Annotated in this window: 26 protein-coding genes and 1 tRNA gene; 11 read left to right on the top strand and 16 right to left on the bottom strand. The window is 66.7% G+C overall.

Annotated elements, in window-relative coordinates; genetic code table 11:
- Positions 1 to 309 precede the first annotated feature (309 nt).
- From AC50X9_RS15680 to AC50X9_RS15665, 4 genes are read left to right on the top strand one after another with little or no spacing between them, the layout of a single operon-like run.
- Positions 310 to 1296, top strand: coding sequence for an ABC transporter substrate-binding protein (locus tag AC50X9_RS15680; RefSeq protein WP_494894808.1), 987 nt, complete (start codon positions 310 to 312; stop codon positions 1294 to 1296).
- Positions 1293 to 2135, top strand: a complete 843-nt coding sequence (locus tag AC50X9_RS15675) for an ABC transporter permease (protein ID WP_494894806.1) — start codon at positions 1293 to 1295, stop codon at positions 2133 to 2135. The genes AC50X9_RS15680 and AC50X9_RS15675 overlap by 4 nt, the downstream gene beginning before the upstream one ends.
- Complete coding sequence (locus AC50X9_RS15670) at positions 2132 to 2905, top strand: ABC transporter permease (RefSeq protein WP_494894804.1); 774 nt, start codon at positions 2132 to 2134, stop codon at positions 2903 to 2905. The genes AC50X9_RS15675 and AC50X9_RS15670 overlap by 4 nt, the downstream gene beginning before the upstream one ends.
- Entirely contained in the window at positions 2895 to 3755 is an 861-nt protein-coding gene (locus tag AC50X9_RS15665; RefSeq protein ID WP_494894802.1) for an ABC transporter ATP-binding protein, read from the top strand. The genes AC50X9_RS15670 and AC50X9_RS15665 overlap by 11 nt, the downstream gene beginning before the upstream one ends.
- 81 nt (positions 3756 to 3836) lie before the next feature.
- Here the strand turns inward: AC50X9_RS15665 and AC50X9_RS15660 are convergent, their stop codons facing one another.
- A complete protein-coding gene (locus tag AC50X9_RS15660; protein ID WP_494894800.1) occupies positions 3837 to 5348 on the bottom strand; it encodes a catalase in 1512 nt (503 codons plus the stop codon).
- Between the two features lie 19 nt (positions 5349 to 5367).
- The gene (locus AC50X9_RS15655) at positions 5368 to 5838 is read right to left on the bottom strand and encodes a Fur family transcriptional regulator (protein ID WP_494894798.1); all 471 of its coding nucleotides are present in this window, start codon (positions 5836 to 5838) and stop codon (positions 5368 to 5370) included.
- Positions 5839 to 6017: 179 nt separating this feature from the next.
- On the opposite strand from AC50X9_RS15655, the gene AC50X9_RS15650 reads away from it, so the two are divergent.
- Both AC50X9_RS15650 and htpX read left to right on the top strand, forming a co-directional pair.
- Positions 6018 to 7289, top strand: coding sequence for an MFS transporter (locus tag AC50X9_RS15650; protein ID WP_494894796.1), 1272 nt, complete (start codon positions 6018 to 6020; stop codon positions 7287 to 7289).
- A 66-nt stretch (positions 7290 to 7355) separates the two neighbouring features.
- Entirely contained in the window at positions 7356 to 8225 is an 870-nt protein-coding gene (htpX, locus tag AC50X9_RS15645; RefSeq protein ID WP_494894794.1) for a zinc metalloprotease HtpX, read from the top strand.
- A 597-nt stretch (positions 8226 to 8822) separates the two neighbouring features.
- Here htpX and AC50X9_RS15640 read toward each other — a convergent pair.
- Complete coding sequence (locus AC50X9_RS15640; RefSeq protein WP_494894792.1) at positions 8823 to 9314, bottom strand: YajQ family cyclic di-GMP-binding protein; 492 nt, start codon at positions 9312 to 9314, stop codon at positions 8823 to 8825.
- 200 nt (positions 9315 to 9514) lie between these two features.
- On the opposite strand from AC50X9_RS15640, the gene AC50X9_RS15635 reads away from it, so the two are divergent.
- Positions 9515 to 9769 carry a hypothetical protein gene (locus AC50X9_RS15635; RefSeq protein WP_494894791.1) on the top strand — a complete coding sequence of 85 codons (255 nt, stop codon included), beginning with the start codon at positions 9515 to 9517 and terminating at the stop codon, positions 9767 to 9769.
- A gap of 150 nt (positions 9770 to 9919) precedes the next feature.
- Positions 9920 to 10001 (top strand) — tRNA-Tyr (locus tag AC50X9_RS15630).
- A gap of 368 nt (positions 10002 to 10369) precedes the next feature.
- On the opposite strand, the gene AC50X9_RS15625 is transcribed toward AC50X9_RS15630, so the two are convergent.
- The 10 genes from AC50X9_RS15625 to AC50X9_RS15580 form a co-directional block, all read right to left on the bottom strand.
- On the bottom strand, positions 10370 to 11599 hold the full coding sequence (locus AC50X9_RS15625; RefSeq protein ID WP_494894789.1) for a glycoside hydrolase family 26 protein: 1230 nt from the start codon (positions 11597 to 11599) through the stop codon (positions 10370 to 10372).
- A 24-nt stretch (positions 11600 to 11623) separates the two neighbouring features.
- On the bottom strand, positions 11624 to 12052 hold the full coding sequence (locus tag AC50X9_RS15620; protein ID WP_494894787.1) for an ATP-binding protein: 429 nt from the start codon (positions 12050 to 12052) through the stop codon (positions 11624 to 11626).
- Positions 12045 to 12377 carry an STAS domain-containing protein gene (locus AC50X9_RS15615; protein ID WP_494894785.1) on the bottom strand — a complete coding sequence of 111 codons (333 nt, stop codon included), beginning with the start codon at positions 12375 to 12377 and terminating at the stop codon, positions 12045 to 12047. Before AC50X9_RS15615 ends, AC50X9_RS15620 begins: the two co-directional genes overlap by 8 nt.
- Positions 12361 to 14352: a glycosyltransferase family 2 protein gene (locus tag AC50X9_RS15610; RefSeq protein WP_494894783.1), complete on the bottom strand. Its 1992-nt coding sequence runs from the start codon at positions 14350 to 14352 to the stop codon at positions 12361 to 12363. The genes AC50X9_RS15615 and AC50X9_RS15610 overlap by 17 nt, the downstream gene beginning before the upstream one ends.
- Before the next feature lie 27 nt (positions 14353 to 14379).
- The gene (locus AC50X9_RS15605) at positions 14380 to 15693 is read right to left on the bottom strand and encodes a PP2C family protein-serine/threonine phosphatase (protein ID WP_494894781.1); all 1314 of its coding nucleotides are present in this window, start codon (positions 15691 to 15693) and stop codon (positions 14380 to 14382) included.
- A gap of 77 nt (positions 15694 to 15770) precedes the next feature.
- Positions 15771 to 16979 (bottom strand): PP2C family protein-serine/threonine phosphatase, encoded by a 1209-nt coding sequence (locus tag AC50X9_RS15600; RefSeq protein ID WP_494894776.1) that lies wholly within the window; start codon positions 16977 to 16979, stop codon positions 15771 to 15773.
- A 220-nt stretch (positions 16980 to 17199) separates the two neighbouring features.
- On the bottom strand, positions 17200 to 17697 hold the full coding sequence (locus tag AC50X9_RS15595; RefSeq protein ID WP_494894772.1) for an SRPBCC family protein: 498 nt from the start codon (positions 17695 to 17697) through the stop codon (positions 17200 to 17202).
- The gene (locus tag AC50X9_RS15590; protein WP_494894770.1) at positions 17694 to 18044 is read right to left on the bottom strand and encodes an ArsR/SmtB family transcription factor; all 351 of its coding nucleotides are present in this window, start codon (positions 18042 to 18044) and stop codon (positions 17694 to 17696) included. The genes AC50X9_RS15595 and AC50X9_RS15590 overlap by 4 nt, the downstream gene beginning before the upstream one ends.
- 52 nt (positions 18045 to 18096) lie before the next feature.
- Complete coding sequence (locus AC50X9_RS15585; RefSeq protein WP_494894768.1) at positions 18097 to 18363, bottom strand: hypothetical protein; 267 nt, start codon at positions 18361 to 18363, stop codon at positions 18097 to 18099.
- 123 nt (positions 18364 to 18486) lie between these two features.
- Entirely contained in the window at positions 18487 to 18675 is a 189-nt protein-coding gene (locus AC50X9_RS15580) for a hypothetical protein (protein ID WP_494894766.1), read from the bottom strand.
- Between the two features lie 176 nt (positions 18676 to 18851).
- On the opposite strand from AC50X9_RS15580, the gene AC50X9_RS15575 reads away from it, so the two are divergent.
- Positions 18852 to 19166 (top strand): hypothetical protein, encoded by a 315-nt coding sequence (locus AC50X9_RS15575; RefSeq protein ID WP_494894764.1) that lies wholly within the window; start codon positions 18852 to 18854, stop codon positions 19164 to 19166.
- 47 nt (positions 19167 to 19213) lie between these two features.
- Here AC50X9_RS15575 and AC50X9_RS15570 read toward each other — a convergent pair whose 3' ends face one another.
- From AC50X9_RS15570 to AC50X9_RS15560, 3 genes are read right to left on the bottom strand one after another with little or no spacing between them, the layout of a single operon-like run.
- Complete coding sequence (locus AC50X9_RS15570; RefSeq protein ID WP_494894762.1) at positions 19214 to 19648, bottom strand: DUF1810 domain-containing protein; 435 nt, start codon at positions 19646 to 19648, stop codon at positions 19214 to 19216.
- Positions 19649 to 19704: 56 nt separating this feature from the next.
- Positions 19705 to 20334 carry an ANTAR domain-containing protein gene (locus AC50X9_RS15565; RefSeq protein WP_494894760.1) on the bottom strand — a complete coding sequence of 210 codons (630 nt, stop codon included), beginning with the start codon at positions 20332 to 20334 and terminating at the stop codon, positions 19705 to 19707.
- A gap of 51 nt (positions 20335 to 20385) precedes the next feature.
- Positions 20386 to 21111 carry a GAF and ANTAR domain-containing protein gene (locus tag AC50X9_RS15560; RefSeq protein WP_494894758.1) on the bottom strand — a complete coding sequence of 242 codons (726 nt, stop codon included), beginning with the start codon at positions 21109 to 21111 and terminating at the stop codon, positions 20386 to 20388.
- Positions 21112 to 21354: 243 nt separating this feature from the next.
- On the opposite strand from AC50X9_RS15560, the gene AC50X9_RS15555 reads away from it, so the two are divergent.
- Both AC50X9_RS15555 and AC50X9_RS15550 read left to right on the top strand, forming a co-directional pair.
- Entirely contained in the window at positions 21355 to 22077 is a 723-nt protein-coding gene (locus AC50X9_RS15555) for a GAF and ANTAR domain-containing protein (RefSeq protein ID WP_494894756.1), read from the top strand.
- A gap of 15 nt (positions 22078 to 22092) precedes the next feature.
- Positions 22093 to 22464 carry a hypothetical protein gene (locus AC50X9_RS15550; RefSeq protein ID WP_494894754.1) on the top strand — a complete coding sequence of 124 codons (372 nt, stop codon included), beginning with the start codon at positions 22093 to 22095 and terminating at the stop codon, positions 22462 to 22464.
- The last annotated feature ends 66 nt before the right edge of the window (positions 22465 to 22530 follow it).

Here is a 22530-nt window from a genome sequence, read left to right as displayed (position 1 = left end):
ACCGGTACCACCGCAGGCCCACCGTCCCGGGCGCCCCCAGCCACGCCGGCATCAACTACAAAGAAACCAACCAGCTGTCACCAACAGCTTGATATATACCGACCTTCCCGCGAATTGGCACGGCTCCGGCGACTTCGGCGTTAGAGGGCACCTCTCGACACCCCATCTCAGAGCTGTAACAATGCACCAGCTGTGGTTGACCTCACACTATGGTTAGATCAGACTTAAAATGAACCTTTGTTCGAAGGACGAACATTTATAGGCTTGGGGGCTTGTCACTCCCATGTCGACGTGCACATAGGAGTGAAAATGAAACGACGTTTTATTGCCGTCCTGGCAGCGGCCTCCGTTCTCGGACTGTCGGCCTGCGGCAGCGGCTCGCCGAGTTCCACCGGCGGCGGGACTGCCTCCAGCGGAGCCGCAGGCGGCGGGAACCTCACCAAGGTCAGCGTCGGCGTCATTCCGATCGTCGACTGCGCACCCATCTACCTCGGTGACAAGCAGGGCTTCTTCAAGGAAGAGGGACTCCAGCTGGACATCCAGACCGCAACCGGCGGCGCGGCGATCGTTCCCGGCATCGTCAGCGGCAGCTTCGACTTCGCCTTCTCCAACCTGATCTCGGTCATGGTCGCCAAAGACAAGGGCCTTGACCTGAAGTTCGTCGCCAACGGTGCGTCCACCACGGGTGAGGTTGGCAAGGACATCGGCGGCGTCGTTGTTCCGGCCGGCTCGAGCGTCCAGTCCGCGAAGGACCTCGCCGGCAAGACCGTCTCGGTGAACAACCTCTCCAACATCGGAGACACCACCATCAAGTCGGTCATCGAGAAGGACGGCGGGGACCCGCAGAGCGTGAAGTTCGTTGAGGTGGCCTTCCCGGACGCCCCGGCGGCGCTGGCCAACAAGCAGGTCGACGCGGCCTGGATCCTTGAGCCGTTCCTGTCCAAGGCAGTGGCTGAAGGCGGCAAGGTGGTTTCCTCGAACTTCGTCGAGATGAGCCCGGAGCTGGACATCGCCGGCTACTTCACCAAGTCGGACACCATCCAGGGCAAGGCCGAGCTCACGCAGAAGTTCACCCGCGCCATGAACAAGTCGCTCGAATACGCGCAGACGCACCCGCAGGAGGTCCGCGACATCGTGGGCACCTACACCAAGATCGACGAAGCCGCCCGGGCCAAGATCGTCCTGCCGCGCTACCGCGTCGAGTTCAACAAGGACGCGTTCAACACCCTCGGCGAAGCCGCCGCCAAGTACGGCACACTGACCAAGGCTCCGAACGCAGACGAACTCCTCCCGTGAGTTCCAAAACCCTTACCACCGGCGGTGCCGCTCCCAGCGTGGAGCGGCACGGCCGGCAGGTCCGCAAACTACCCACCAAACAACTGCTCGGCCTCGCCGGGATCCTCGGGTTCCTGCTGACCTGGGAGCTCATTCCCCGGCTCGGCATCATCGACGCACGCTATCTGCCGCCCGCCAGTGAGGTCATTGCCGCGCTCGTGGCCGACTTCGGACTCACAGCGTTCTGGGTGTCCGTGGGCGAGACCATGAAGGCCTGGTTCCTGGGCCTCCTGATCGCCGTGGTGGCCGCCGTGCTGCTGGGCTTCATCATCGGCTCCAGCACCTTCCTGCGCAAAGCCACCAACTCCACGGTGGAATTCCTGCGCCCCATCCCGTCGGTCGCCCTGATCCCGCTGGCCGTGCTGCTGTTCGGCGTAAAAATCGAGTCGTCGCTGCTGCTGATCGTCTACGCCTCCTTCTGGCAGATCCTGATCCAGGTGCTCTACGGCGTGGCCGACGTCGACATGGTCGCCAACAACACGGCCAAGACCTACGGCCTGGGCAGGATGGCCCGGATCCGCTACGTCGTCTTTCCCACCGCCCTGCCGTACCTGATGACCGGTGTCCGGCTCGCCGGCGCGGTGGCGCTGGTCCTGGCGATCACCGCCGAACTCGTGATCGGCTCCCCGGGGCTTGGCCGCGAAATCGCGCTGGCCCAGTCCGGCGGCGCCATCTCCGGCATGTACGCCCTGGTGCTCGCCACCGGCCTGATCGGCGTGCTGATCAATATGCTGATGCGTTTCATCGAAAAGAAAACCCTGGGCTGGCACTCGTCGGTCCGATCCGAGGTAATCGTATGAAAACCCTGAAGATTCTCGGCTACCTCGTGGGCCTGCCGGTGCTGCTGATCCTGATCTGGTGGGCCTCCACCCTGGGCAAGCCCAATTTCTACGTCCCCACCCCCGCCAACCTGGTCGAAACCTTCGGCGAGGTCTGGTTCAGTGAACGCTTCTTCACGGACGTGCTGCCCAGCGTCGGGCGGCTCGTGGTGGGCGTCGTCGTGGCGATCGTGATCGGCGTCGTCGGCGGCGTGCTGATCGGATCGATCCGATGGCTGAGGGCGCTGCTGGAACCGACGCTGGAGTTTTTCCGCGCCATCCCGCCGCCCGTCCTGGTGCCGGTGCTGATCCTGCTGATGGGCATCACCGACTCCATGAAGGTCGCGGTGATCATCTCCGGCTGTGTCTGGCCGGTGCTGCTGAACACCATCGAGGGCGTCCGCGCGGTCGATCCGGTGCTCTCCGATTCCACCCACACCTACGGCATCGACGGCTGGGCCCGGGTCCGGTACCTGGTGCTCCCGTCCGCCAGCCCGCAGATCATGGCCGGCGTCCGACAGTCCATGTCCCTCGGGCTGATCCTGATGGTGATCTCCGAAATGTTCGCCTCGTCCTCGGGACTTGGCTTCACCATCGTCCAGTTCCAGCGTTCCTTCTCCATTCCGGAGATGTGGTCCGGCATCGTGGTGCTCGGTCTGCTGGGTGTGGGCATGTCATTCATCTTCCAGTGGGCCGAGCGGAATATCCTGCGCTGGTACCACGGCCAGAAAGAGGTAGAAAATGCAGCCTGACCCAACGCATGCGGCCCCGGCAGCGATGCTCTCCGTCCGCGGGCTGAAGAAGGTGTACCAGACCGACGGCGGCGACGTCGAGGCGGTCCGGAACCTCACCTTCGACCTGCGCGCGGGCGAACTTGCCTGCCTGGTGGGGCCCTCCGGCTCCGGCAAGACCACCTTGCTCAAGTGCATCTCCGGGCTGATGGCCCCGACCGAGGGCGAAGTGCTCCTGGACGGCAAACGCGTCGTCGGCCCGCCGAAGAAGATGGCCGTGGTCTTTCAGGAATACGGCCGCTCGCTGTTCCCCTGGATGCGGGTCCGGGACAACGTCGAACTCCCGCTGAAAAACCAGGGTGTCCCGAAGGCGGAACGCGACAAGCTCGTGGACGACGCACTGGAGGCCGTGGGCCTGTCCCACGTCCCGCGCTCCTACCCCTGGCAGCTCTCCGGCGGCATGCAGCAGCGCGTGGCCATTGCGCGCGCCATCGCGTACCAGCCCGAGGTCCTGCTGATGGATGAGCCGTTCGCCGCCGTCGACGCCCAGACCCGGGCCGACCTGGAGGACCTGATCCGCACCGTGTGGAAGAAGCTGGGCATCACCGTCCTCTTCGTCACGCACGACATCGACGAGTCCGTCTACCTCGGCGAGCGGGTCATCATCCTCTCCAGCTCCCCGACGGTGGTCCAGGAGGACATCACGATCGACCTGCCCGAGGACCGCGACCAGCTCGAGACCCGGTCCCTGCCGCGCTTCACCGAGCTGCGCCACCACGTCTACGAGCAGATCCAGCTCGCCAAAAAGGGCCACCGCCCGGCCGCTGCAGGCTCGACGTCGGCCGCCGCCTCCAGCGCGGACGTCGCCTGAGCGGTCCCACCGCCGGAACAGCACGAGACAAAACACCCCGCCACGGATGATCCGCGGCGGGGTGTTTTCGTTTGTCTGAAACTAGCCGATCTTGTTGGCTGCCTCGGCGTCGGAGACGGCGGGGGCTGCACCCAGGTTGGCCCGCAGCTTGGCGCCGAGCTCGGCGTCAACGTTGGTCCAGTACTGGATGGCGCGTTCCTTGATGGCGGGGTTCTGCACGCCGCTCACGGCACCGGTGATGGTGTCGAGGAAGCGGGCCTTGGCGCCGTCGTCGAAGACTTCGCGGTACAGCGTGCCGGCCTGGCCGAAGTCGCTGTCCTCGGAGTGCAGGGTGGCCGCGGAGCGCACCAGCGCGCCGTCGAACTCCCAGGAACCCTCAGCCGCGCGGGCCGGGTCGGCCACGGGGCCGCCGAAGGAATTCGGCGCGTAGACCGGGGCGGTCGCCGGCTTGTAGCCGTGGCGCAGCGAGCCGTCCTGCGAGTAGTTGTTTACCGGCGAGATCGGGCGGTTGACCGGCAGCTCGTTGTAGTTGGTGCCGACGCGGTAGCGCTGTGCGTCCGGGTAGGAGAACACCCGTGCGGTCAGCATCTTGTCCGGGGAGATGTCGTGGCCCGGAACGACGTTCGCGGGGGACAGGGCGATCTGCTCGATCTCGCCGTAGAAGTTCTCCGGGTTGCGGTTCAGCTCGAAGCGGCCAACCTCGACCAGCGGGTAGTCCGCGTGCGGCCAGACCTTGGTCAGGTCGAACGGGTTGAAGCGGTACGTCTTGGCGTCCTCGTAGGGCATGACCTGGACGTGCAGGTCCCAGCTCGGGAAGTTGCCCTCGGCGATGTTCTCGTAGAGGTCGCGGCGGTAGTAGTCGGCGTCGGCGCCGGCCAGCTGCTCAGCCTGTTCGTTGGTGATGTTGTGCTCGCCCTGGTTGGAGCGGAAGTGGTACTTGACCCAGAAGCGAGCGCCTTCGGCGTTCGTCCACAGGTAGGTGTGAGAGGAGAAGCCGTGCATCTCGCGCCAGGAGCGGGGCAGGCCGCGGTCGCCCATAAGGTAGGTGACCTGGTGGGCCGACTCGGGGGAGAGGGTCCAGAAGTCCCACTGCATGTCGGCGTCGCGCAGGCCGGAGCCCGGCAGGCGCTTCTGCGAGTGGATGAAGTCCGGGAACTTAATGCCGTCCTTGATGAAGAACACCGGGGTGTTGTTGCCCACGATGTCCAGGTTGCCCTCGGGGGTGTAGAAACGGGTCGCGAAACCGCGGACGTCGCGCCAGGTGTCGGGGGAGCCCTGCTCGCCGGCCACGGAGGAGAAACGGATGGCGGTGCCGACCTGGGCGCCCGGCTGGAAGGCAGCCACGCGGGTGTAGCGGGACACGTCGCCGGTCACCGTGAAGGTACCGAAGGCGCCGCCGCCCTTGGCGTGCACGATGCGCTCCGGGATCCGCTCGCGGTTGAACTGTGCAAGCTTCTCGACCAGGTAACGGTCGTGAAGGGCGGTGGCTCCGTCGGCACCGGTGGTCAGCGAGTGCTCGTCGGAAGCGACGGGGGCACCGGTCTGGGTTGTGGTCGCAGTATGCGTGATGGGCGCGGAAAGGTTCGCAGTCATCATTCTCCTTTGTCGTTACTTATTCTTCTGATGTGGAGGGAAGTTTTTGGGTGTGCTGGCAGTCCTGGCAGATGCCCTGGTACAGCACGTCGGCGATCTGGATGGTCATCGGCTTGCTGTTCTCGTCCCAACTCGGCGTCAGGCACGGTGCGTGGCCGACGGCGCATTCGACGTCCTCCACCCGGCCGCAGCTGATGCAGACGGCGTGGTGGTGGTTGTCGCCCACCCGGGTCTCGTACAGGGCGGGGGAGTGCGGGGGCTCGAAGCGGCGCAGCATCTGCAGATCGGTCAGGTCGCCCAGGACCACGTAGACGGACTGCGCGGTCAGCTCGGGAAGGTCCTGGCGGGCCGCAGTGAGGATCTGCTCGGCGGGGGAATGCGGGTGATGCTCGACGGCGGTCAGCACGGCCAGCCGCTGCTTGGTCACCCGGCGGCCGTGGGCACGCAGGGCGGCAGCCCATGCCTCGTGAGTGCCCGTCGAATCCGTCATAACCTCCATTCAACCACTTATTATGATCCGGTCATAATAAGGCGTGTCGTGTTACGCCGTCCGTGCCGCGTCTGTGCCCCGCGCGCCGGTCCGCCCCCAGCGCGCCGCCCCGGGCGTGACCCGCGCGCGTCGGGCGCCGGGTCACCGGCGGGCGGATTCGGCGCCGCTAGAGTGTCCCGGTGGGGAAATATCTGGCGGACATCACGCCCTTGCGCGAGAGTCCGGCGTTCCGCCGCCTGTGGCTGGGATCCGCCGTCGCGGCCGTGGGCAGCCAGCTGACCCTGGTCGCCGTGAGCCTGGAGGTCTACCGGCTCACCCAGGACAGCCTGTACGTGGGACTGCTCAGCATCTTCGCCCTCGTCCCGCTGGTCTTCGGCGGCCTGCTCGGCGGGTCGATCGCGGATGCCCATGACCGCCGCAAGGTGGCGCTGCTGGCCTCCTCGGTGCTGTGGCTGACCACCGCATGCCTCGCACTGCAGGCCTGGATGCAGCTGGGGAACGTCTGGCTGCTGTACGTCCTGATCGCGGTGCAAAGCGGGGCGCAGGCCATCAACCAGCCGGCCCGCAGCGCCATTATCCCGGTGCTGGTCCGCAAGGAGCTCCTGCCCGCCGCCAACGCGCTGAGCATGATCAGCTTCGGGCTCACCCTGACCGCCGGCCCACTGCTGGCCGGGCTGCTGGTGGCCACGGTCGGCTTCGCCTGGACCTACACCATCGACGTCGCCACCTTCGCGTTCGCGGTGTGGGCGCTGCTGAAGCTGCCCGCCATGCCGCCGGGCGAACACGCGCGGCCCGCGGGGCTGCGCTCCGTCGTCGAGGGGTTCCGTTTCCTGGGCACGCGCCCCAACCTGCGGATGACCTTCATCATCGACCTTGTGGCCATGATCCTCGCCCAGCCCCGGGCGCTGCTGCCCGCGATCGGCGCCGTGATGATCGGCGGCGGCGAAACCACCGTCGGGATCCTGCTCGCCTCCACCGCCGTCGGCGCGTTCCTGGCCGGCCTGTTCTCCGGTCCGCTGGGCGCGGTGCAACGGCAGGGCACCGCCGTCGTCTGGTCCGTGATGGGGTGGGGCGCCTCGATCGCGGGGTTCGGCCTCGTTGTCGTGCTCGCCGGGAACTCCGGATCCGGCGGCGTGACGTGGTGGCTGCTGCCCGCGGCCCTGTGCTGCGGCCTGGCCGGAATCGCCGACTCCGTGAGCGCCGTCTTCCGCACCACGATCCTGCAGGCGTCCGCCCCCGACCACCTGCGCGGCCGGCTGCAGGGCGTGTTCATTGTGGTCGTGGCCGGCGGGCCGCGGGTGGGGGACATGCTGGCGGGCGGCGGGACTAAGATTTTGAGTGAAGGCTGGGTCCTGCTTGCCGGCGGCCTGCTGTGCATTCTGGTGGCCTGGACCGTGGCGCACTGGCAGTCGGGGTTCCTGAAGTACGACGCGCGGAACCCGGTGCCGTAGCCGGACGTTTTTCGAGTGTGATCCCTAGGGGATGACTTGGGGCAGCGGGACGACTCGGGAGGACAAGTGCATCAGCATCACAACGGACTGAAAACCGCCGCCCTGTTCGGCGTGCTCTGGGCGGTGCTGCTGGGCCTCGGCGCGCTGATGGCCTCCAGTACGCGGAGCGCCGCGCCGATCTGGATCATGGCGCTGATCGGCGTCGCCACCACGGCCTACGGCTACTGGAACAGTGACAAAATCGCCATCCGCGCCATGCAGGCCTATCCCGTGACGGAGGCCGAGGCGCCCCAGCTCCACCAGATTGTCCGGGAGCTCTCCGAGAGGGCACAGCAGCCGATGCCGCGGATCTACCTTTCGCCAACGATGGCCCCGAATGCCTTCGCGACGGGCCGGAACCCGCAGAACGCCGCGGTGTGCTGCGCCGAAGGGATCCTCCGGCTGCTCGATGCCCGGGAACTCCGCGGCGTGCTCGGCCACGAACTGATGCACGTGTACAACCGGGACATCCTGACCTCCTCGGTGGCTGCCGCCGTCGCCGGCGTCATCACCTCGGTGGCGCAGATGCTGCTGTTCTTCGGCGGCGGGGACCGGCGCAACGCCAACCCGCTCGCTGCGATCGCGATGGCCCTGCTGGCGCCGTTCGCCGCCTCGCTGATCCAGATGGCCATCTCCCGCACCCGGGAGTTCGACGCCGACGAGGACGGTTCGAAGCTCACGGGAGACCCGCTGGCGCTCGCCTCCGCCCTGCGCAAAATCGAGCAGGGTGTGCAGCTGGCACCGCTCCCGCAGGACCAGCGGCTGGTCAACGCCTCGCATCTGATGATCGCAAACCCGTTCCGCGGCGCCGGGGCCGCGAAGATGTTCTCCACCCATCCGCCGATGAGCGAACGGATCGGCCGACTCGAGCGGATGGCCGGCCGCCCCCTGGTCTGATCGGGGTCGGGGCCGGTGTGCACCCGTCCGGGGGCACTATGGGCGCAGTGTTCGACGGCGGCGCCCGAGTTGACGGCGTGTCCGCGCCAAAGTGCCCCCGTGGTGCGGCCCGCCCCTCTTCAGCCGTGGGTTGGCCCCCGGGGGGACGCGGCCCGGGGCGCGCGAAACCGTAGGGAGATGGTGGGCAGGAGCGCGGCCGGCACTTCTGGCGAGAGGCGGGTACCTGGTGCCGGGTCGGCCGGTGGCTTTGGTCTGTGGGCTTGTCCCCGGGAGCCGGGTTGCATCCGTCCGGGGGCACTTTGAGCCCAGATTTCGACGGCGGCGCCTCAGCGGACGGCGTGTCCGCGCCGATGTGCCCCCGGAGCGCGGCCCGGCCGCGGTGGATGCATGGATCTGGGGTCCCAGGGGTCTGCGGGATAGGGGATGCCCGGGTGCGGCGTCGTGGCTGACTCGGAAAACCCGGCTGCCTCCCCTACGCGCAAGTGGTTCCGTCGACGCGCGAAGGGGCTGTCGACGCGCGAATACCGGCGCGACAGCCCTTTAGCGCAGCGTCAGGAGATTAGCGCAGCCTGAGGAAGCCTGCGCCGCGGAGGGACCTTAGCTGCGGAAGTTCACGAACTGCAGGTCGGCCTCGTCGAAGCCTTTGAGCAGGTTCATCGTCTCCTGCAGGTCGTCGCGGGACTTGGAGGTCACGCGGAGTTCGTCGCCCTGGATCTGCGACTTGACGGACTTGGGGGCCTCATCGCGGATGAGCTTGTTGATCTTCTTGGCCAGGTCCTGGGCAATGCCCTCCTTGATCGTGGCCTCGAGCCGGAACTCCTTGCCGGAAGGGTAGGGCTCGCCCGTGTCGAGGGACTTGAGGGAGATGCCGCGGCGGATCAGTTTGGACTGCAGCACGTCCAGGACGGCGAGCACGCGCTCCTCGGAATTGGCCTTCATCAGGATCGTCTCGCCGCTGAAATCGACCTCAGCACCGACGCCCTTGAAGTCGTAACGCTGGACCAGTTCCTTCTGCGCCTGGTGCAGCGCATTGGCGACTTCCTGCTTGTCGACCTTGCTGACGACGTCGAACGTTGATTCGCCTGCCATGACTGTCCTCCTGATGGTTGGGGGTTTGCCCGGTGAGGGGCTGTGGTGTCTGCAATCCAGCCTAGTACGGATGCCCCCGATGTGGAGGCCGGCGGGCGCTCTCCGGTTCACAGTCCGCTCCTAGCTGAGTCAGGGCGGGAACGAAGATTAGGGTGGCACAGTTGCAGGAGTTGGGAAGAGTCGTTCGAAAGGCACAGCTCATGCAGAACAAGGCCGTCCGGTATGTCATCCGCTCCACCGCAGCCGCAGCGGGCGGTTTCGCCACCGCCGCGGGCACGGTGGCGGCGGCAACGCTTGCCGCCTCGATCATCTTCAGCCCGGCCGCGGACGCCTCGTCCAGGCTCGACGGCGTCCACGCCGATCTGGCCCGCGCCGTGCAGCTGAACCAGATCACGGAGGAGCAAGCTGCACGGTTCGAGTCCAAACTCGCCGGCCGCATCCTCGGAGAAGCCTGATTTTCCGGGGTTTTTAGGGCCAAAAAGCGCCGATTCGATTCTTCGGCAGAAGTTCTGTAAAGTTGTCTTGCCCGCGGTTACTGGAAGCGGAACGAACCGGAAACGGCCGTTCTGACCAAGGAAGCCGCGAGTGATCTTCTTTTGAAGTTCGGCAGATTACCCGAGCGGCCAAAGGGGGCTGACTGTAAATCAGCTGGCAACGCCTACGGGGGTTCGAATCCCTCATCTGCCACCCTTGGAGAAGCCTCCGGAACCCAGGTTCCGGAGGCTTTTTCTTTGCCCTGCTTCAGACCACAGTGCCCGCCAGACCCAGTTTCCGCGCCTGTTTCGGACGCTGGGCGCGGATTCGGACGGCGGCACCCCGGATCCGCGCAGCGCGCGTCCGGAAGCGTAGCGGAAATCCGCTAGCGCCTCAGATTCGGGGCCGAAATCCGCTAACGCCGCCCCAGTCGAAGACGGCGAGCCGGCAGGCAAACGCCGACCGGTGCGTTGCCGTCCGGTCAGTCCCGGCGTGCGGCCAGTGCAGCGCTGGAGCAGTGCTGCTGTTCATTCAGTCCCGGCGTGCGGCCAGTGCAGCGCTGGAGCAGTGCTGCTGTTGATTCAGTTGCGGCGCGCGGCCAGGGCGGCCGCCAGCGCAGTGCTGGAGCTGCTGCTGCTGTTGATCCGCCAGTCGGTTTCCTTGTTGAAGTTGAACCAGACCACTGCGGTGACGTCGGCCTGGGCTGCAAGATAGCTGATCAGTGCCGTGTTCCAGTCCGCTTTTGATCCGCCCTGTTCCGCGGACGACGTTTCGGCAATCAGCACCGGTTTGCCGGGCGCCAGTCGTCGCATTTCGGCGAGCCCCGGGCCGAAGAGCTCCGGCGGCGCGATCCAGCTGCTCCAGGCCGCTGACGTGCCCCAGTTGTACCCGTCCAGGGCTACCCCGTCCACGTACGCGGAGCCCGGGTATAGTCCGTCGAGCTGCGTGGACCTCCAGTACGGGACGTTGGGGTTCCAGATCCAGGTGACGTTGCTGGCGCCGCTGGCCGCGACGACGTCGTGAACATGCCGCCACGCGGCGGCGTAGTCGCCGGGTCCATTGCCGTTGAGGCCCTCGGCCCACGGGTACCAGTTGCCGTTCATCTCGTGCCCGAAGCGCAGCATCACCGGGTGCTCCCAGGACGCCAGAGCCGCACCCCACTGCCTCAGGTACGGGTCGAAGTCACCGGCGGTGATCCGGTCAAGGGAATAGGCGGGCTGTTCGGTGCCGCCGCCCCACGCCCACGGCTCCCAGGTCAGCAGGGTCGTGGCGCCCCGGCTGCGGACGGCTTCCAGTTCGGTCACGGGCGGGCCCTGGTTGAAGTCCTTGTAGGACAGAATGACGGACGGCGCCTCGCCGGCGAGGGACGCGGCCTGGTCCAGTTCGGCCGAGGCCAACGGTCCGCCCGGGGTGCCGACGCCGAACCGGAGCGCAGCGCTGCTGATGACGGGTTCCTGCGGAGCAGGTTCCGCCGCCGGCGGCGCGACGACGGTGAAGGTTGCCGATGCCTTGACCACCGCTGCCGCGGCCTGGACGTCCAGGGCCAGCTGGGCAGTCTGCGGGATTACGACGTCGGCGGTGAAGTAGCCGGAGGCGCTCACTTTGAAGGCGGCCGTGTTGGCGCCCGCGTTGAGGATCCCGGAGCCCTTCTTGGGGAAACCGGTGCCGGTGACGCTCACTGTGGTTCCCGCCGGACCCTTGGCCGGGCTGAGGCTGATGGATGCGGTGGCGGCCTGCGCCGGCACCGCCGCCACGGAAAGGCCAACGACCACCAGGGCAAGAACGCACGCCAGGCTTCTAAGCTGCTTCATCGGGACTCCTCGGCAGAATTCTGCTTACTCGTGCAGCGGGGACTTTGCCAGGATCCAGGTGTTGGTCCCGTCCTGGCGGTTGAAGGTCACGGTGGTGACCAAGGCACGAATGAGGGCGAGCCCGCGCCCGGATTCGGCCTCGCCGTCGGGCATGGCAGTTTCAGTATCGATGGGATCAGGGCACTCCGCGCCGTAGGCGCTGACCCGGGCCTCGAGCCGGATGGGCGTCACACTGATGTCCACGCCGAGTTCCACCGGGGCTGATGCTTCCGGAACGGCATGTTGCACCACGTTGCTGGCAGCTTCGATGACGGCGGTCGCGAACGTCATGCGGTCCAGGTCCGGAACGAAGGACGCGTCATTCCACAGCCCGTCCAGCTCACCGTGCACGGCGTCGATTGCTTCCGGCAGGGCCGCCTGCCGGAGCGTCCGTCGGGCGAGAACCTCAGTCATCACCAAAGGCCTCTGCTGCGGAGGGATAGGAGGTCAGGACCTTGTCCATGCTGGTCAGGCCAAGGACCATTTGAACCTGTGGCTGAACGGCGGCGATCCGAAGGTCACCACCGGCCTGCCGGGCGGCTTTGAGGCATCCGATGAGGGCGCCCAGGCCGGAGGAGTCCATAAAGGCGGTCTCCCCAAGGTTGATCACGATCCTCGCGGACCCCGCAGCGACAACTTCCGCAACCATTTCCCGTAGTTTCGGTGCCGAAACCATGTTGAGCCGGCCGGCGGCCGTTATCTCGGCGTAGCTGTCTTTCACTTCATAGTTCAGGTCCACGGACGGCCCTTTCGGTGGAGATCTCATTGGTGCTGTCGGAATCGACGGCCTGGAATCCCCGGTACCTGACGGCCCGGACCAGGATGCTCATGACGACGAGGTCAAACACCACCCAGACTACGTTGACCAGCGTTCCGATCGGTTCGGACATTCCGGCGGCGAGGCGGCCAATCCCAACCACCGCGGCAATGACCAGCAGGACGGACACCACGATCTGCGGCCGGATCAGGCTCCAACGCGGTCCGGCCGACTGCCGGTCCTTGGGGGTGACGGCGAAGCCCAGGGGGCGGCCGAACCAGACGTTGCGGGCCGCCGTCGTGCAGGCTTTGATCCAGGTCGGAAACAGAGCGAGGCTGTACTGCTGCCCGCGCCAGGTCGGAATGCCCTTCCCTGCGACGGCAAACAGCAGTTGGTTCACAATCATGAACGGAATGAATCTGAGGAAGAAGTCCGCGCTAAGGCTGGTCACCGGGAGGACCCCGAAGAGCAGATAGACGATCGGTGCGGCGAAGTAGACGATGGCGGCGAAGCCGCTGAGGTAGGTCCACATGGTGGCGAAGTACATCAGCCGCTGGCCCCATTTGAGTCCCCGCTGGACCAGGGGGTTTTCCCGCAGGAAGACCTGCATGGTGCCCTGGGCCCAGCGCAGCCGCTGGGTCAGCATGGTGCCGATGTCCTCCGGCGCCAGCCCGTAGGCCAGGACTTCGTGGTGGTACACGCTCTGCCAGCCCATGCCGTGCAGCCGCATGGCGGTGGCCATGTCCTCGGTCACGGAGATGGTGGCCAGCGGCATAACCGGCTGGGCCTCGCCGGTCCGCTCCACCGACAACGCATCCAGGACCGCCTGGACCGACTCGACCGCCCCGAGCGGCGACCAGTCACGGGCCGCCATCCGCTGCACCGCGTCCTCGGTCACCACAGGCACGCCCGCGTCGCCGATTTCCACCGGCGACATCGCCGCGATCTCCTCCAGGTCAGCCTGGAGGGCGGACACATCGGCCAGCACCAGCGCCTCGACGGCCCGGTCCACCCGGCGCCGCGCACGGTAGGTGATCTCGCTCAGGGACTCGCCGGCGTCGAGCTGACGGCTGGCCTCAAGGGTTGCCGCTTCAACCTCGTCGAGGGTTTGCTGCAGGAGGACGGATTCGTTGGCAGCAGCCTTGCGGGCGTTGCGGATGGCGGCCTGGGACGCCCTGAGGGCGCGCCGGATGCTCTTTTCCGTTTCCTTGACGTATCCCACCAGGCCCAGCTGCATCAGGGCCTCCCGCCGGAGGACCGCGTTGGAGCCGCAGAAAAACGCCGCGTTCCAGCCGTCTTTTCCCTGCTGGATGGGGCCGTAGAACAACGGTGCCTGGCTGCCGAGGGGATCGTCCGCCGGCACGTTGTTGAAGTACTGCGGCGTCTGGACGAGGGCGACTCTCCGGTTGTTGAAGTAGCCCAGGGTCTTGTCCAGAATGTCCGGTTCGGGGACCTGGTCCGCGTCGAGGATCAGCAGGAACTCGCCCTCGGTCATCATGAGCGCGTTGTTCAGGTTCCCGGCCTTGGCGTGCCGGGGCATCCCGCTCCACTCGGCACTGCGGGTCACGTAGCCCAGCCCGTGGGCGGCCGCCATCTCCCGGAACTCCGGCCGGTCACCGTCGTCGAGGATCCACGTGCTGTGCGGGTGCCGGATCGCCTGGGCGGCGAGCGCCGTTGTCAGCACGAGGTCCATCGGCTCGTTGTACGTGGTGATGAAAACGTCGACGGTGGCGTCCCGGGGAGCCTGTGCCGGCGGTTTCCGGGTCTTCAGCCGCCAGGCAGTCATCCCGAAGAGCATGACGTCGATCAGGCTGTAGGTTTCGGCGGCGACGAGCGGCACCGCGATCCACCACGCGTCCCAGTTCAGCGACGCCAGCCAGCGCCAGGTAACGTAGTTGACCCCCGTCAGTACCGTCAGGACGACGACGAGACGGACCCAGAAGGGCGATGCGGTCACAGGGGGAGTCCTTTCATGAGGGCTCGGTTAGCTCCGGTTCTCGCGCCGGACGGCAAGGATGGTGACGTCGTCGGGGTTCGAGGCCCCCTGGGCCCGGCGGCGCACGGCGTCGACCAGCTCTTCCGCGGACCCCGCGGCCGCGGCGAGTTTTCCAATCTCGTCGACGGCGGCGAGGGTTCCGTCATACAGGTCCAGGACACCGTCACTGAAGCTGACGATCATGTCCCCGGGGTTCAGCCGGGTTACAAAGGATTCCCATTTTGTGTCCGGGAGCAGGCCGACGGGGAGGTTTTCGGAGGTGAGCCGCTCCCAGGTGCCTGCTGCCCGGACGACGAGGCTCAGCCCGTGGCCGGCGTCGGAGTACAGGATCCGCCCGTCCGAGGCTCTGAGCCGGGCATGGAAGAGCGTCGCGAAGGAGCCCGCCTGGCTCAGGTCGGTCGTCAGGCAGTCCTGCGTCAGGGCCAGGGCGGTCACCGGGTCGCCGCTGTTCCGGGCACTGCGGATGACGGCGCGCGTCGTGGCGGCGATCATGCCGGCCCCTGCGCCCTTGCCCATCACGTCGCCGAGGGTGAATCCGAGCCCGTCTTCAATGGGGTACCAGTCGAAGAAGTCCCCTCCCACCGCGGCGGACGGGATGCACGCTCCGGCCGTCTGATAACCGGGGAGCGAAGCGGCGTTGGTGGGCAGCAGGAAGCGTTGGATCTGGGCGGCCCGTCGGAGTTCCGCGGTGGCCGCCTCCGCCTGCTGGCGCGCGCTGTGCAGGTTGCGCCGGGTCCGTCGGGCCAGCTCGTTGACCACGAGGGCGCCCAGGATGAAGATCATCGTGCTGTACAGCCCGCGGAAGAGTTCGTTGGGGTTCGCGTCGATGCTCGACCCGAGGGCGAAGGGGACCATGATTGCGACCGTCGCGCCGGTGGCCGCGTAGGCCACGTGGCGGCGGCCTTCCATGGCGGCAAACCAGAGCACCGGCAAAAGGACGATCGAGGCGTAGATGGAGTGGCTTTCCCCGGTGCCGTGTCGAAGGGCTCCGGCCGCCAGGAAATCCAGGCAAGGCACAATGACGGCCCAGCGGGCCAGTCGTGGTGTGGTCGCAGTGGCGGCGTAGCCGGTCGCCGCTGCCGTCAGGACCGTCCCCGCTGCGAGAGCCGTCCAGTCGCTGACCGACAGTGTCGCGATCGAAGTGCTCATGGCGGCGGCCACGATAAAGAACACCAGGAACGGAATCTGTTTCTGAAGCGGTGATACCTCGTCCACCCCCGTCAGGAGGGACGGAAGTTGCCTCCGGAGCGGTGCCGGCGCGTCCACCCGTGGCGGCAGGGCTTCACGCGTTGCCGTTGCCACCACTGATTCCCCCGATATGCAGACTTCCCGGACTTATGTCCCCCTGCATCCTACCGATCCGGCGTCGGAGTTTTCGGCTAATCCGCGGCCCGCCGGAAGAGGACGGCCGTGATGTCGTCCAGGACGACGGATTTTCCCCGCCGGTCGCACAATGTCCTGACGGCGGTGTCCGCGTCGTCCTGCGTCCGGCACCCCGCCATGGCTTCGGCGAGCCGCTGGAGCTCGCCGCCGTGGAGGTCGAGGAGGCCGTCGGTTGGAATCACGACGGCGTCTCCCGGGGACAGCGCGAACGGGCGCTGCTCCCAGGTCCCGCCGGGGACCAGCCCCAGGGGTGGTCCGGTGGGAGGCAGCCGCTCCATGGTGCCGTCGGCGCGCAGGATGTGGGTTAGTCCCTGTCCGGCGTCCGAATAGAGGCCCGTTCCGGTGGCTGGGTCGATGGTGGTGTGGAAGACCGACGCGAAGGACCCGGCGCGGGCCAGACTCCCGTCAAGGAGGTCAGATACGTCCCGGAAGAGCCGGGCCGGGTCCGCGTCCCAGCCGGCGTCGGCGAAGGCGGAACGAGCTGCGCCGGCCACGAGACCGGGCCCGACACCCTTGCCCATGGCGTCGCCGACGGTGATACGGAAGCGCCCGGACGCGGTGGTGCCGAGGTCGTAGAAATCTCCGCTGAGCCCGAAGGCCGGGTAGAAGCAGACGCCCAGTGAGTACCCGGCCGGGGACGGCGGAGTGACCGGCAGGAGGGCCCGTTGGGTCCGCGCTCCCTGGTCGATGTCCCACGAGAGGTTCATTTCGCGCTGGATGATTTGGGTGAGGTCCTCGAGGATCTCCTGTTGGTCGGCGCCGAACGACCTGGGTTCCTGATCGATGATGCAGAACGTCCCCACGTGGGTGCCGCCCGGTCCGGTCAGGGGGTGGCCGGCATAGAACTGGATGTGGGGGCCGCCCGTGACGAGCGGGTTTTGCTGGAAGCGTTCGTCGGTGAGGGCGTTCTCCACGATCAGGGTTTCAGAAGACTTGATTGTCTCTGCGCAGAACGCGTTGCGCCGGTCCGATTCGCGGGAGAGCCTGCCGACGAACGATTTCAGGTACTGCCGGTTCTCCCCGATTAGCGACACGCTGGCGGCGCTGACCCCGAAAAGGTTCTGCGCCAACCGCGTGATCCGGTCGAAGCGCTCCTCGGAGGGTGTATCCAGCAGCCGGGTCCTGGACAGGTCCTCGAGCCGGGCCCACTCCGGGGCGCCGGGACCCCGGAGGCCGCCGGGGGATGGGTTTTCCGTGCTTGTCATACGTCCTCCAACTTTGAGCCCGTCCGGACGCGCAAGTCCGACGAGCATTGGTCGTCCCGGCTCAACGGTCGCTCGACCACGCATGAGCTTACCGCCCGCCCGGACAGGGGGAGGTACCCGGCGGTGGCTGGCGCGCGGCTGGCACCACGAAACACCCCCGCACCTGCCGGAACCGGCAAATGCGGGGGTGTTGAAGGTTCGCTGATTGCGACGGCCGCGCTCAGCTGACTTTGGACCCGGCGAGGATCCCGTCGATCTGGGCGAGGGCCTGTTTCATGCCCTCCTCCATGCCCATGGAGAGAACCTTCTCCAGCGATTCGGCGGAGTCAAAGGTCGACACCATCGTCATTCGGGTGCGGTTGTCGATGGGCTCAAGCCGCATCACGGCATGGCTGGTACCCATTTCGGGGATCGGGTCGCCGTTCTCGTCGGCAAACCCGTCGTCGAACTCCAGACGGTGCGGCGCCTCGATGGCGGTGAAACGCCACCAGCCCCGGCTCTTCTCGCCGTCGGGCCCGGTCATGAAGTAGCTGGCCTTTCCGCCGGACACGAAGTCGTGGCGCTCGAAGGTCGCCGGCCAGGTGGGCGGGCCCCACCAGCGCTCCAGCTGGCGCGGGTCTTCCCAGACCTGCCACACGCGCTCGACGCCGGCGTCGAACTCTGCGACGACGGTGAAGCTCAGGGCTTCGGCATTCTTCTGCGAACTGATAACGGTCATGACGGAACTCTTCCTATATCCTCTGCGAGAATTTCGGCGATCCGGTCAGCGCGCTGCCGCCAGATCGTCTCGTATTCGTCGAGCAGCCGTCGAGCCTTTTCCAGGCCTTCGTGGTGGGCCCGCACGATCTGCTCCCGTCCGCGCTTTTCCTTCGTAACGAGGGAGGCGCGTTCCAACACCGCCACGTGCTTTTGTACGGCGGCGAAACTCATGGCGTAGTGCTCTGTCAGCCCTGACACCGATGACTCGCCGGCCGTTACCCGGGTGACAATATCCCGACGGGTGGCATCGGCAAACGCCTGGAACAGGCGGTCAAGGTCGGTCTCACGGAGCTCATCTACAACCATTTGGTTGTAGAATATTCCGCGCGTCGGGCAGTGTCAATGGGTCGCGGGTGGGCTATCCGGCCATGCCGGGGTGCACCGCGACGAACTCGATTTTGTCCGTGGGCTGGACGGTCTTTTTCGGTGCCCGGGAGTACCCCTTGGCATCCAGGTGGTTCTCTGCCCGGTAGACGACCACAGCCGCGTCATAGATCGCGTTGAGCTGCACGCCGGAGAACTCCTCGGAGGAACCATCATTGAAAGTGATGGAAATGACGGTGCTGCCCGGAAAGTGCCGCTTCATGCGGATGAAGCCTTCGGGGTCCTGCTGGAGATTGATCAATGCGGTCCTGCCTTCGTGGTCGGGGACTTCCAGTCTCCCGTATACCGTGCTCGGAACATGCGTGCGGCGCCGTCCGGCAAAGCGGAAGGCCCCTTCTGGAGGAGCCTCCCGTTGTTTTCCGGGCTACACCCGCTCGCGGGACCGGTCAGCCGTCGCCGGTTCCTCGACTGTGAATTCCCTGCTGCGGCGTGGGAAGGCCCAGAACTTGAAGTCGGGCGCTTCCACCCGGGGCTCCGGGTGCGCCTCGGTTTCCTTTGGTTCATCCTTCTTGATGTCCCGCCGGTATTCCCTGTTGTACGGGTAGCACATCACTGACCTCCTTTACGTGACTGCCCTTTAATCCTCCTCCGCATAGATCCCGGCGTCGATACCCTGGATACGGTTGCCTGGTCCAGCCCGAGGAGCCGGCCGGTGGCCGCATCGTGCACTCTTCCGTCCTGGCCGGGGAACCGGTTTACTGGTCCTGAGGCGAACGTGGAGGGGGAAACATGAAGTCCAAGGGGAGCTGGCCCATTGCGGCGGGGGGCGTTGCCCTGGCAGCGACCCTTTTCGTCCTCCCGACGCCGATTTTCCAGGTGGCCACCGGAAGCGCCGACGCCGGTGCAATCGGTCTTTTCGTCCTGGGCCTGGCGCTGCTGGCAGGGGGACTCGGCGCTGTCGGATTCGGACTGTTCCGGCGCTCCCGCGATCTGAACACTGCGCGCAACTACGCCACAAGGGAGCCGTCGGCCCGGGACGAGGACCGGCCGGTCAACCCGTACGCCGTCCCGAGGTCGGACGGGGCACTTCCTCCGCTGTCGTGACGAGACGGCGCTGTCGTGACGAGACGGCACTGTGGGGTCGACCTGCCCTACGCCTTGCCGAGCAGCTGGTCGGTGGCGGGATCGGGCACGCCGTCAAAGAACTTGGCCAGGACCTCCCGGAAGACGTCCTGCTGCGGGTCCGCCCGGAGGAAGAGCGTCATGGAGGAGTGCAGCTTCCGCTCATCAATCCCGCCGAAGATCTGCCCGGCGGTGCGCCCTTCGAGGCCGGCCACGACCTCGGCGCATTCGACCAGCCGAGGACCCAGCACCGGATGCTCCAGATAGGCCTTCGCCTCGTCCAGCGAGGTCACGGCGTATCTCCGGGCGGTGGGGCTGCGCCCCAGGCCGGCGAGCTGCGGGAACACAAACCACATCCAGTGGCTGCGCTTCACCCCCGCCCGGAGCTCGTCGACGGCGTGCCGGTAGGTTCCGCCCTCATCCTGGGCACTGACGAACCGTTCCAGATCGTAAGGGCCATCCACTATGTCCTCCTCGCCCGAAGGAAGTCGCCGCCGGTCACCGACCAGCCGCCGCCCGGTCACTGCTCGAACCGCGCCAAAATGTCAGTGTCGCCGGCGATGGAAGCCACGACTGCTGCCGCGACGTCGCGGATCTTCAAGTTCCTGTTGTTGGACGTGTTCCGGAGGATCCTGAACGCGGCGTCCCGCGTGCACCGGTTCTGGGCCATGACGGCGCCAATCGCCATGTCGATGGTGGTCCTCGACTGCATGGCGGCGGTCAGGTTATCGCGGGATTCTGTGAGCTGGGAGATCCGCAGCGCCAGCAGCAGCGCCGGCGCTGCGCCGGACACGAACTGCTGGGCATCCGCGAGATCCTCCGCAGAAAACGCGTCGGGCCGCGGCGAGTAGAGGCTGACGACGGCGGAGTTGTCAGCGTCGAGGACTACCGGGATCCGGAGGACGCTGGAGGATGCCTCGCCGGGATTGCCTGCTTCCCAGATACGCTGCTTCCGCTGATTGACGATGATCCCACAGGAGACCCCGCGGTCCGGGCGGGACAGCTCGCCTGCCACCAGGCCGCTCAGCCGGGACAGGAAACGGTCGACGCCGGAACCGGGCAGGGTGCTGTCCAGCACGAGATCCAGCATGCTGACGCTGCTGCTGCTGATGGTCCGCGACTCCGACGAAACAGTCCGGCTGACCCTCATGTTGCCCCCAATCCCAGCCGCCCGCTGAGCAAATCGCGACTTTCTACCATCCTATTGCGGTGGTTTGAGTGAAGGAAGGGAGGCGCCCTGAAGGATATCCGCGGCAATGGTGCGGAGCCTGGTGTCAGTTGCCCTGGCGGCCACGTGCAGCAGTTCCATGGCGCGTTCTCTGCTGCACCGGTTCTGGATCATGATCAGGGCGACGGCGGCGTCCACGATGGCGCGGGATTTCAGCGCGGACCGCAGATGTTCCGGGTAGGTTTCCGGCGGGTGGACTCGAAGGGCCAGACGAAGGATCCGCGAGATGGAGGCGGCGTGGCGCTCCACCTCCGCGACAGTGGCCTCGTCAAAAACGCCGCTGGTGCGGGAATAGCAGTTCAGTGCGGCGGCCGACCCCGGATCCGTGGCGATCGGCACGGCCAGGACCGACTTTATGCCCTCGCCGGAGACCGCGGACGCATAGTGCTCCCAGCGGTTTGACGTCTCCACATCGGGCACCAGGACGGTGGTGCCGTGCCGCAGCGCCGTCAGGCAGGGGCCGTCGTCGAACGCGTATTGCTTCTCATCCAGCCGTCTCGCATCCTCGCCGCTACTGGCGACCGTGGCCGGAGTGCCGTCCCGTTCGACCGTGATGGCACACAGCATGGGCTCGGGACCGCCGAGGAAGGTCGCCGAGACCGTCGTCAAGCCCAGCAGAAATTCGGTGAACCCTGGACTTTCCAACAGGAGATCCTGCAGTTGCTCAGGGGTGGGTGCAGCGCCGGTACCGGAAACCATGCCGGCCTCAATCCTACGAACTCTGGGCGGCCGTGACGCGCCGACTCAGCGGCTGAGAACTCTTGATCGCCCGCAACCCAAATAGCAGCACCCTTGACTGTCCAAACCGGGATGTACCTACTAGCGACACTACGCTGTGTACGGGACGGTGAATATGGGCGCCCCAAGCCGCGCCGCCGTATGCTTGAACCCGGCGATACGCGCCGGATGGCAACCCGCCGGTATGGACTTCTGAGGTGAAAATTGAGCGCAAAACTGCCGCTGGCTGATGAGATCGCCGCTGTTTTTGCCCGGGCAACACGGCTGCTGCTCACGGAAGAGACGGTGGCCCACGCCCTCCGGCTGATCACGGATGCAGCCACAGCGTCGATCCCCGGCGCGATCGGCGCCGGCGTGAGCCTGGTCAACGGTTCGGGGCTGCGCCAGACGACTGCCGCGTCCGACGCCGTCGTGGCTGCAGCCGATGCCCTTCAGTACGAGCTGGAGGAAGGCCCGTGCATCACCGCCTGGGCGAGCGGGGAAACCGTCCGGGTCGAGAACCTGGCCTCGGACCGGCGGTGGTCGCGTTGGGCGCCGGCCGCGGCGGCCCTGGGGATCTCCTCCTCGGTGAGCTGCCCCTTGCTGTCCGGGGATCTCGCCCTCGGGGCCGTGAAGGTCTACTCGGACGGCGGCCAGCCGTTCCGCGACGGCACGGTCCGTTTAGCCGAGCTCTTTGCTGAACAGGCGACGCTCTTTGTTATCCACACCCACGCCCGTGAAGCTGCCGGGACGCTGAGCGACCGCCTGCAGGAATCGCTGGCGCAGCGGGACACCATCAGCATGGCGAAAGGCGTCCTGATGGCCCGGAACGCCACCAGCGATGACGAGGCACTCCGGCAGTTGATGATGCTCTCACGGCATACGGGGAAGCCCCTGTCCCGGGTCGCGGCTGAATTGCTGGCTGCAGCCAACCCCCTCGAAAACTAAGCGCAGGACGACAGCATGGCCTTGGGCGGCGAGGAGAGCGAACAGCGCCGGCGATTCGCCGAGTCGCTGCGCGACGCCGACGTCAGCATTGAAGAGCTCTGGCTGCGATACTTCACGCTCGGCGGCCAGGCGGGACAGTTCGAGGTTGAGGCCTACATCCACGGTGCCATGGCCCTGCCCCCACTCCAGCGCGACATCCTCTCCCACGCCCTGAACGAACGCCTCGATGAGCTGTATTCCGGTGCGCCGCGGGCTCCGTACAGCGTCGATACCCACGTCGAGCCGGCGGCGGAGCGCGAGTCCGGCACCGAGGTGGGCAACGAGGTGGGCACCGAGTCCGGCCACGAGGTGGGCAGCGGCTCCGAAGCGGACCCCGACGACGACTGACGGCGGCCTTGTTAGAGTCAGCAACAGGGTGAATGGTTTCGCGCCGGCCCGGCGCTGACGGGCTGG

This window comes from Pseudarthrobacter sp. HLT1-3 (assembly GCF_059383535.1).
The sequence above is the reverse complement of the archived record's forward strand: the minus strand, read 5'-3'. Positions and strand labels throughout refer to the sequence as shown.

Coding starts and splice junctions, on each gene's coding strand:
- AC50X9_RS15565 (WP_494894760.1), bottom strand. CDS start 20,334: ATGAGGGTCAGCCGGACTGTTTCGTCGGAGTCGCGGACCATCAGCAGC.
- AC50X9_RS15600 (WP_494894776.1), bottom strand. CDS start 16,979: ATGACAAGCACGGAAAACCCATCCCCCGGCGGCCTCCGGGGTCCCGGC.
- AC50X9_RS15575 (WP_494894764.1), top strand. CDS start 18,852: ATGAAGTCCAAGGGGAGCTGGCCCATTGCGGCGGGGGGCGTTGCCCTG.
- AC50X9_RS15560 (WP_494894758.1), bottom strand. CDS start 21,111: ATGGTTTCCGGTACCGGCGCTGCACCCACCCCTGAGCAACTGCAGGAT.
- AC50X9_RS15635 (WP_494894791.1), top strand. CDS start 9,515: ATGCAGAACAAGGCCGTCCGGTATGTCATCCGCTCCACCGCAGCCGCA.
- AC50X9_RS15680 (WP_494894808.1), top strand. CDS start 310: ATGAAACGACGTTTTATTGCCGTCCTGGCAGCGGCCTCCGTTCTCGGA.
- AC50X9_RS15655 (WP_494894798.1), bottom strand. CDS start 5,838: ATGACGGATTCGACGGGCACTCACGAGGCATGGGCTGCCGCCCTGCGT.
- AC50X9_RS15550 (WP_494894754.1), top strand. CDS start 22,093: ATGGCCTTGGGCGGCGAGGAGAGCGAACAGCGCCGGCGATTCGCCGAG.
- AC50X9_RS15595 (WP_494894772.1), bottom strand. CDS start 17,697: ATGACCGTTATCAGTTCGCAGAAGAATGCCGAAGCCCTGAGCTTCACC.
- AC50X9_RS15640 (WP_494894792.1), bottom strand. CDS start 9,314: ATGGCAGGCGAATCAACGTTCGACGTCGTCAGCAAGGTCGACAAGCAG.
- AC50X9_RS15670 (WP_494894804.1), top strand. CDS start 2,132: ATGAAAACCCTGAAGATTCTCGGCTACCTCGTGGGCCTGCCGGTGCTG.
- AC50X9_RS15620 (WP_494894787.1), bottom strand. CDS start 12,052: ATGACTGAGGTTCTCGCCCGACGGACGCTCCGGCAGGCGGCCCTGCCG.
- AC50X9_RS15625 (WP_494894789.1), bottom strand. CDS start 11,599: ATGAAGCAGCTTAGAAGCCTGGCGTGCGTTCTTGCCCTGGTGGTCGTT.
- AC50X9_RS15590 (WP_494894770.1), bottom strand. CDS start 18,044: ATGGTTGTAGATGAGCTCCGTGAGACCGACCTTGACCGCCTGTTCCAG.
- AC50X9_RS15665 (WP_494894802.1), top strand. CDS start 2,895: ATGCAGCCTGACCCAACGCATGCGGCCCCGGCAGCGATGCTCTCCGTC.
- AC50X9_RS15660 (WP_494894800.1), bottom strand. CDS start 5,348: ATGACTGCGAACCTTTCCGCGCCCATCACGCATACTGCGACCACAACC.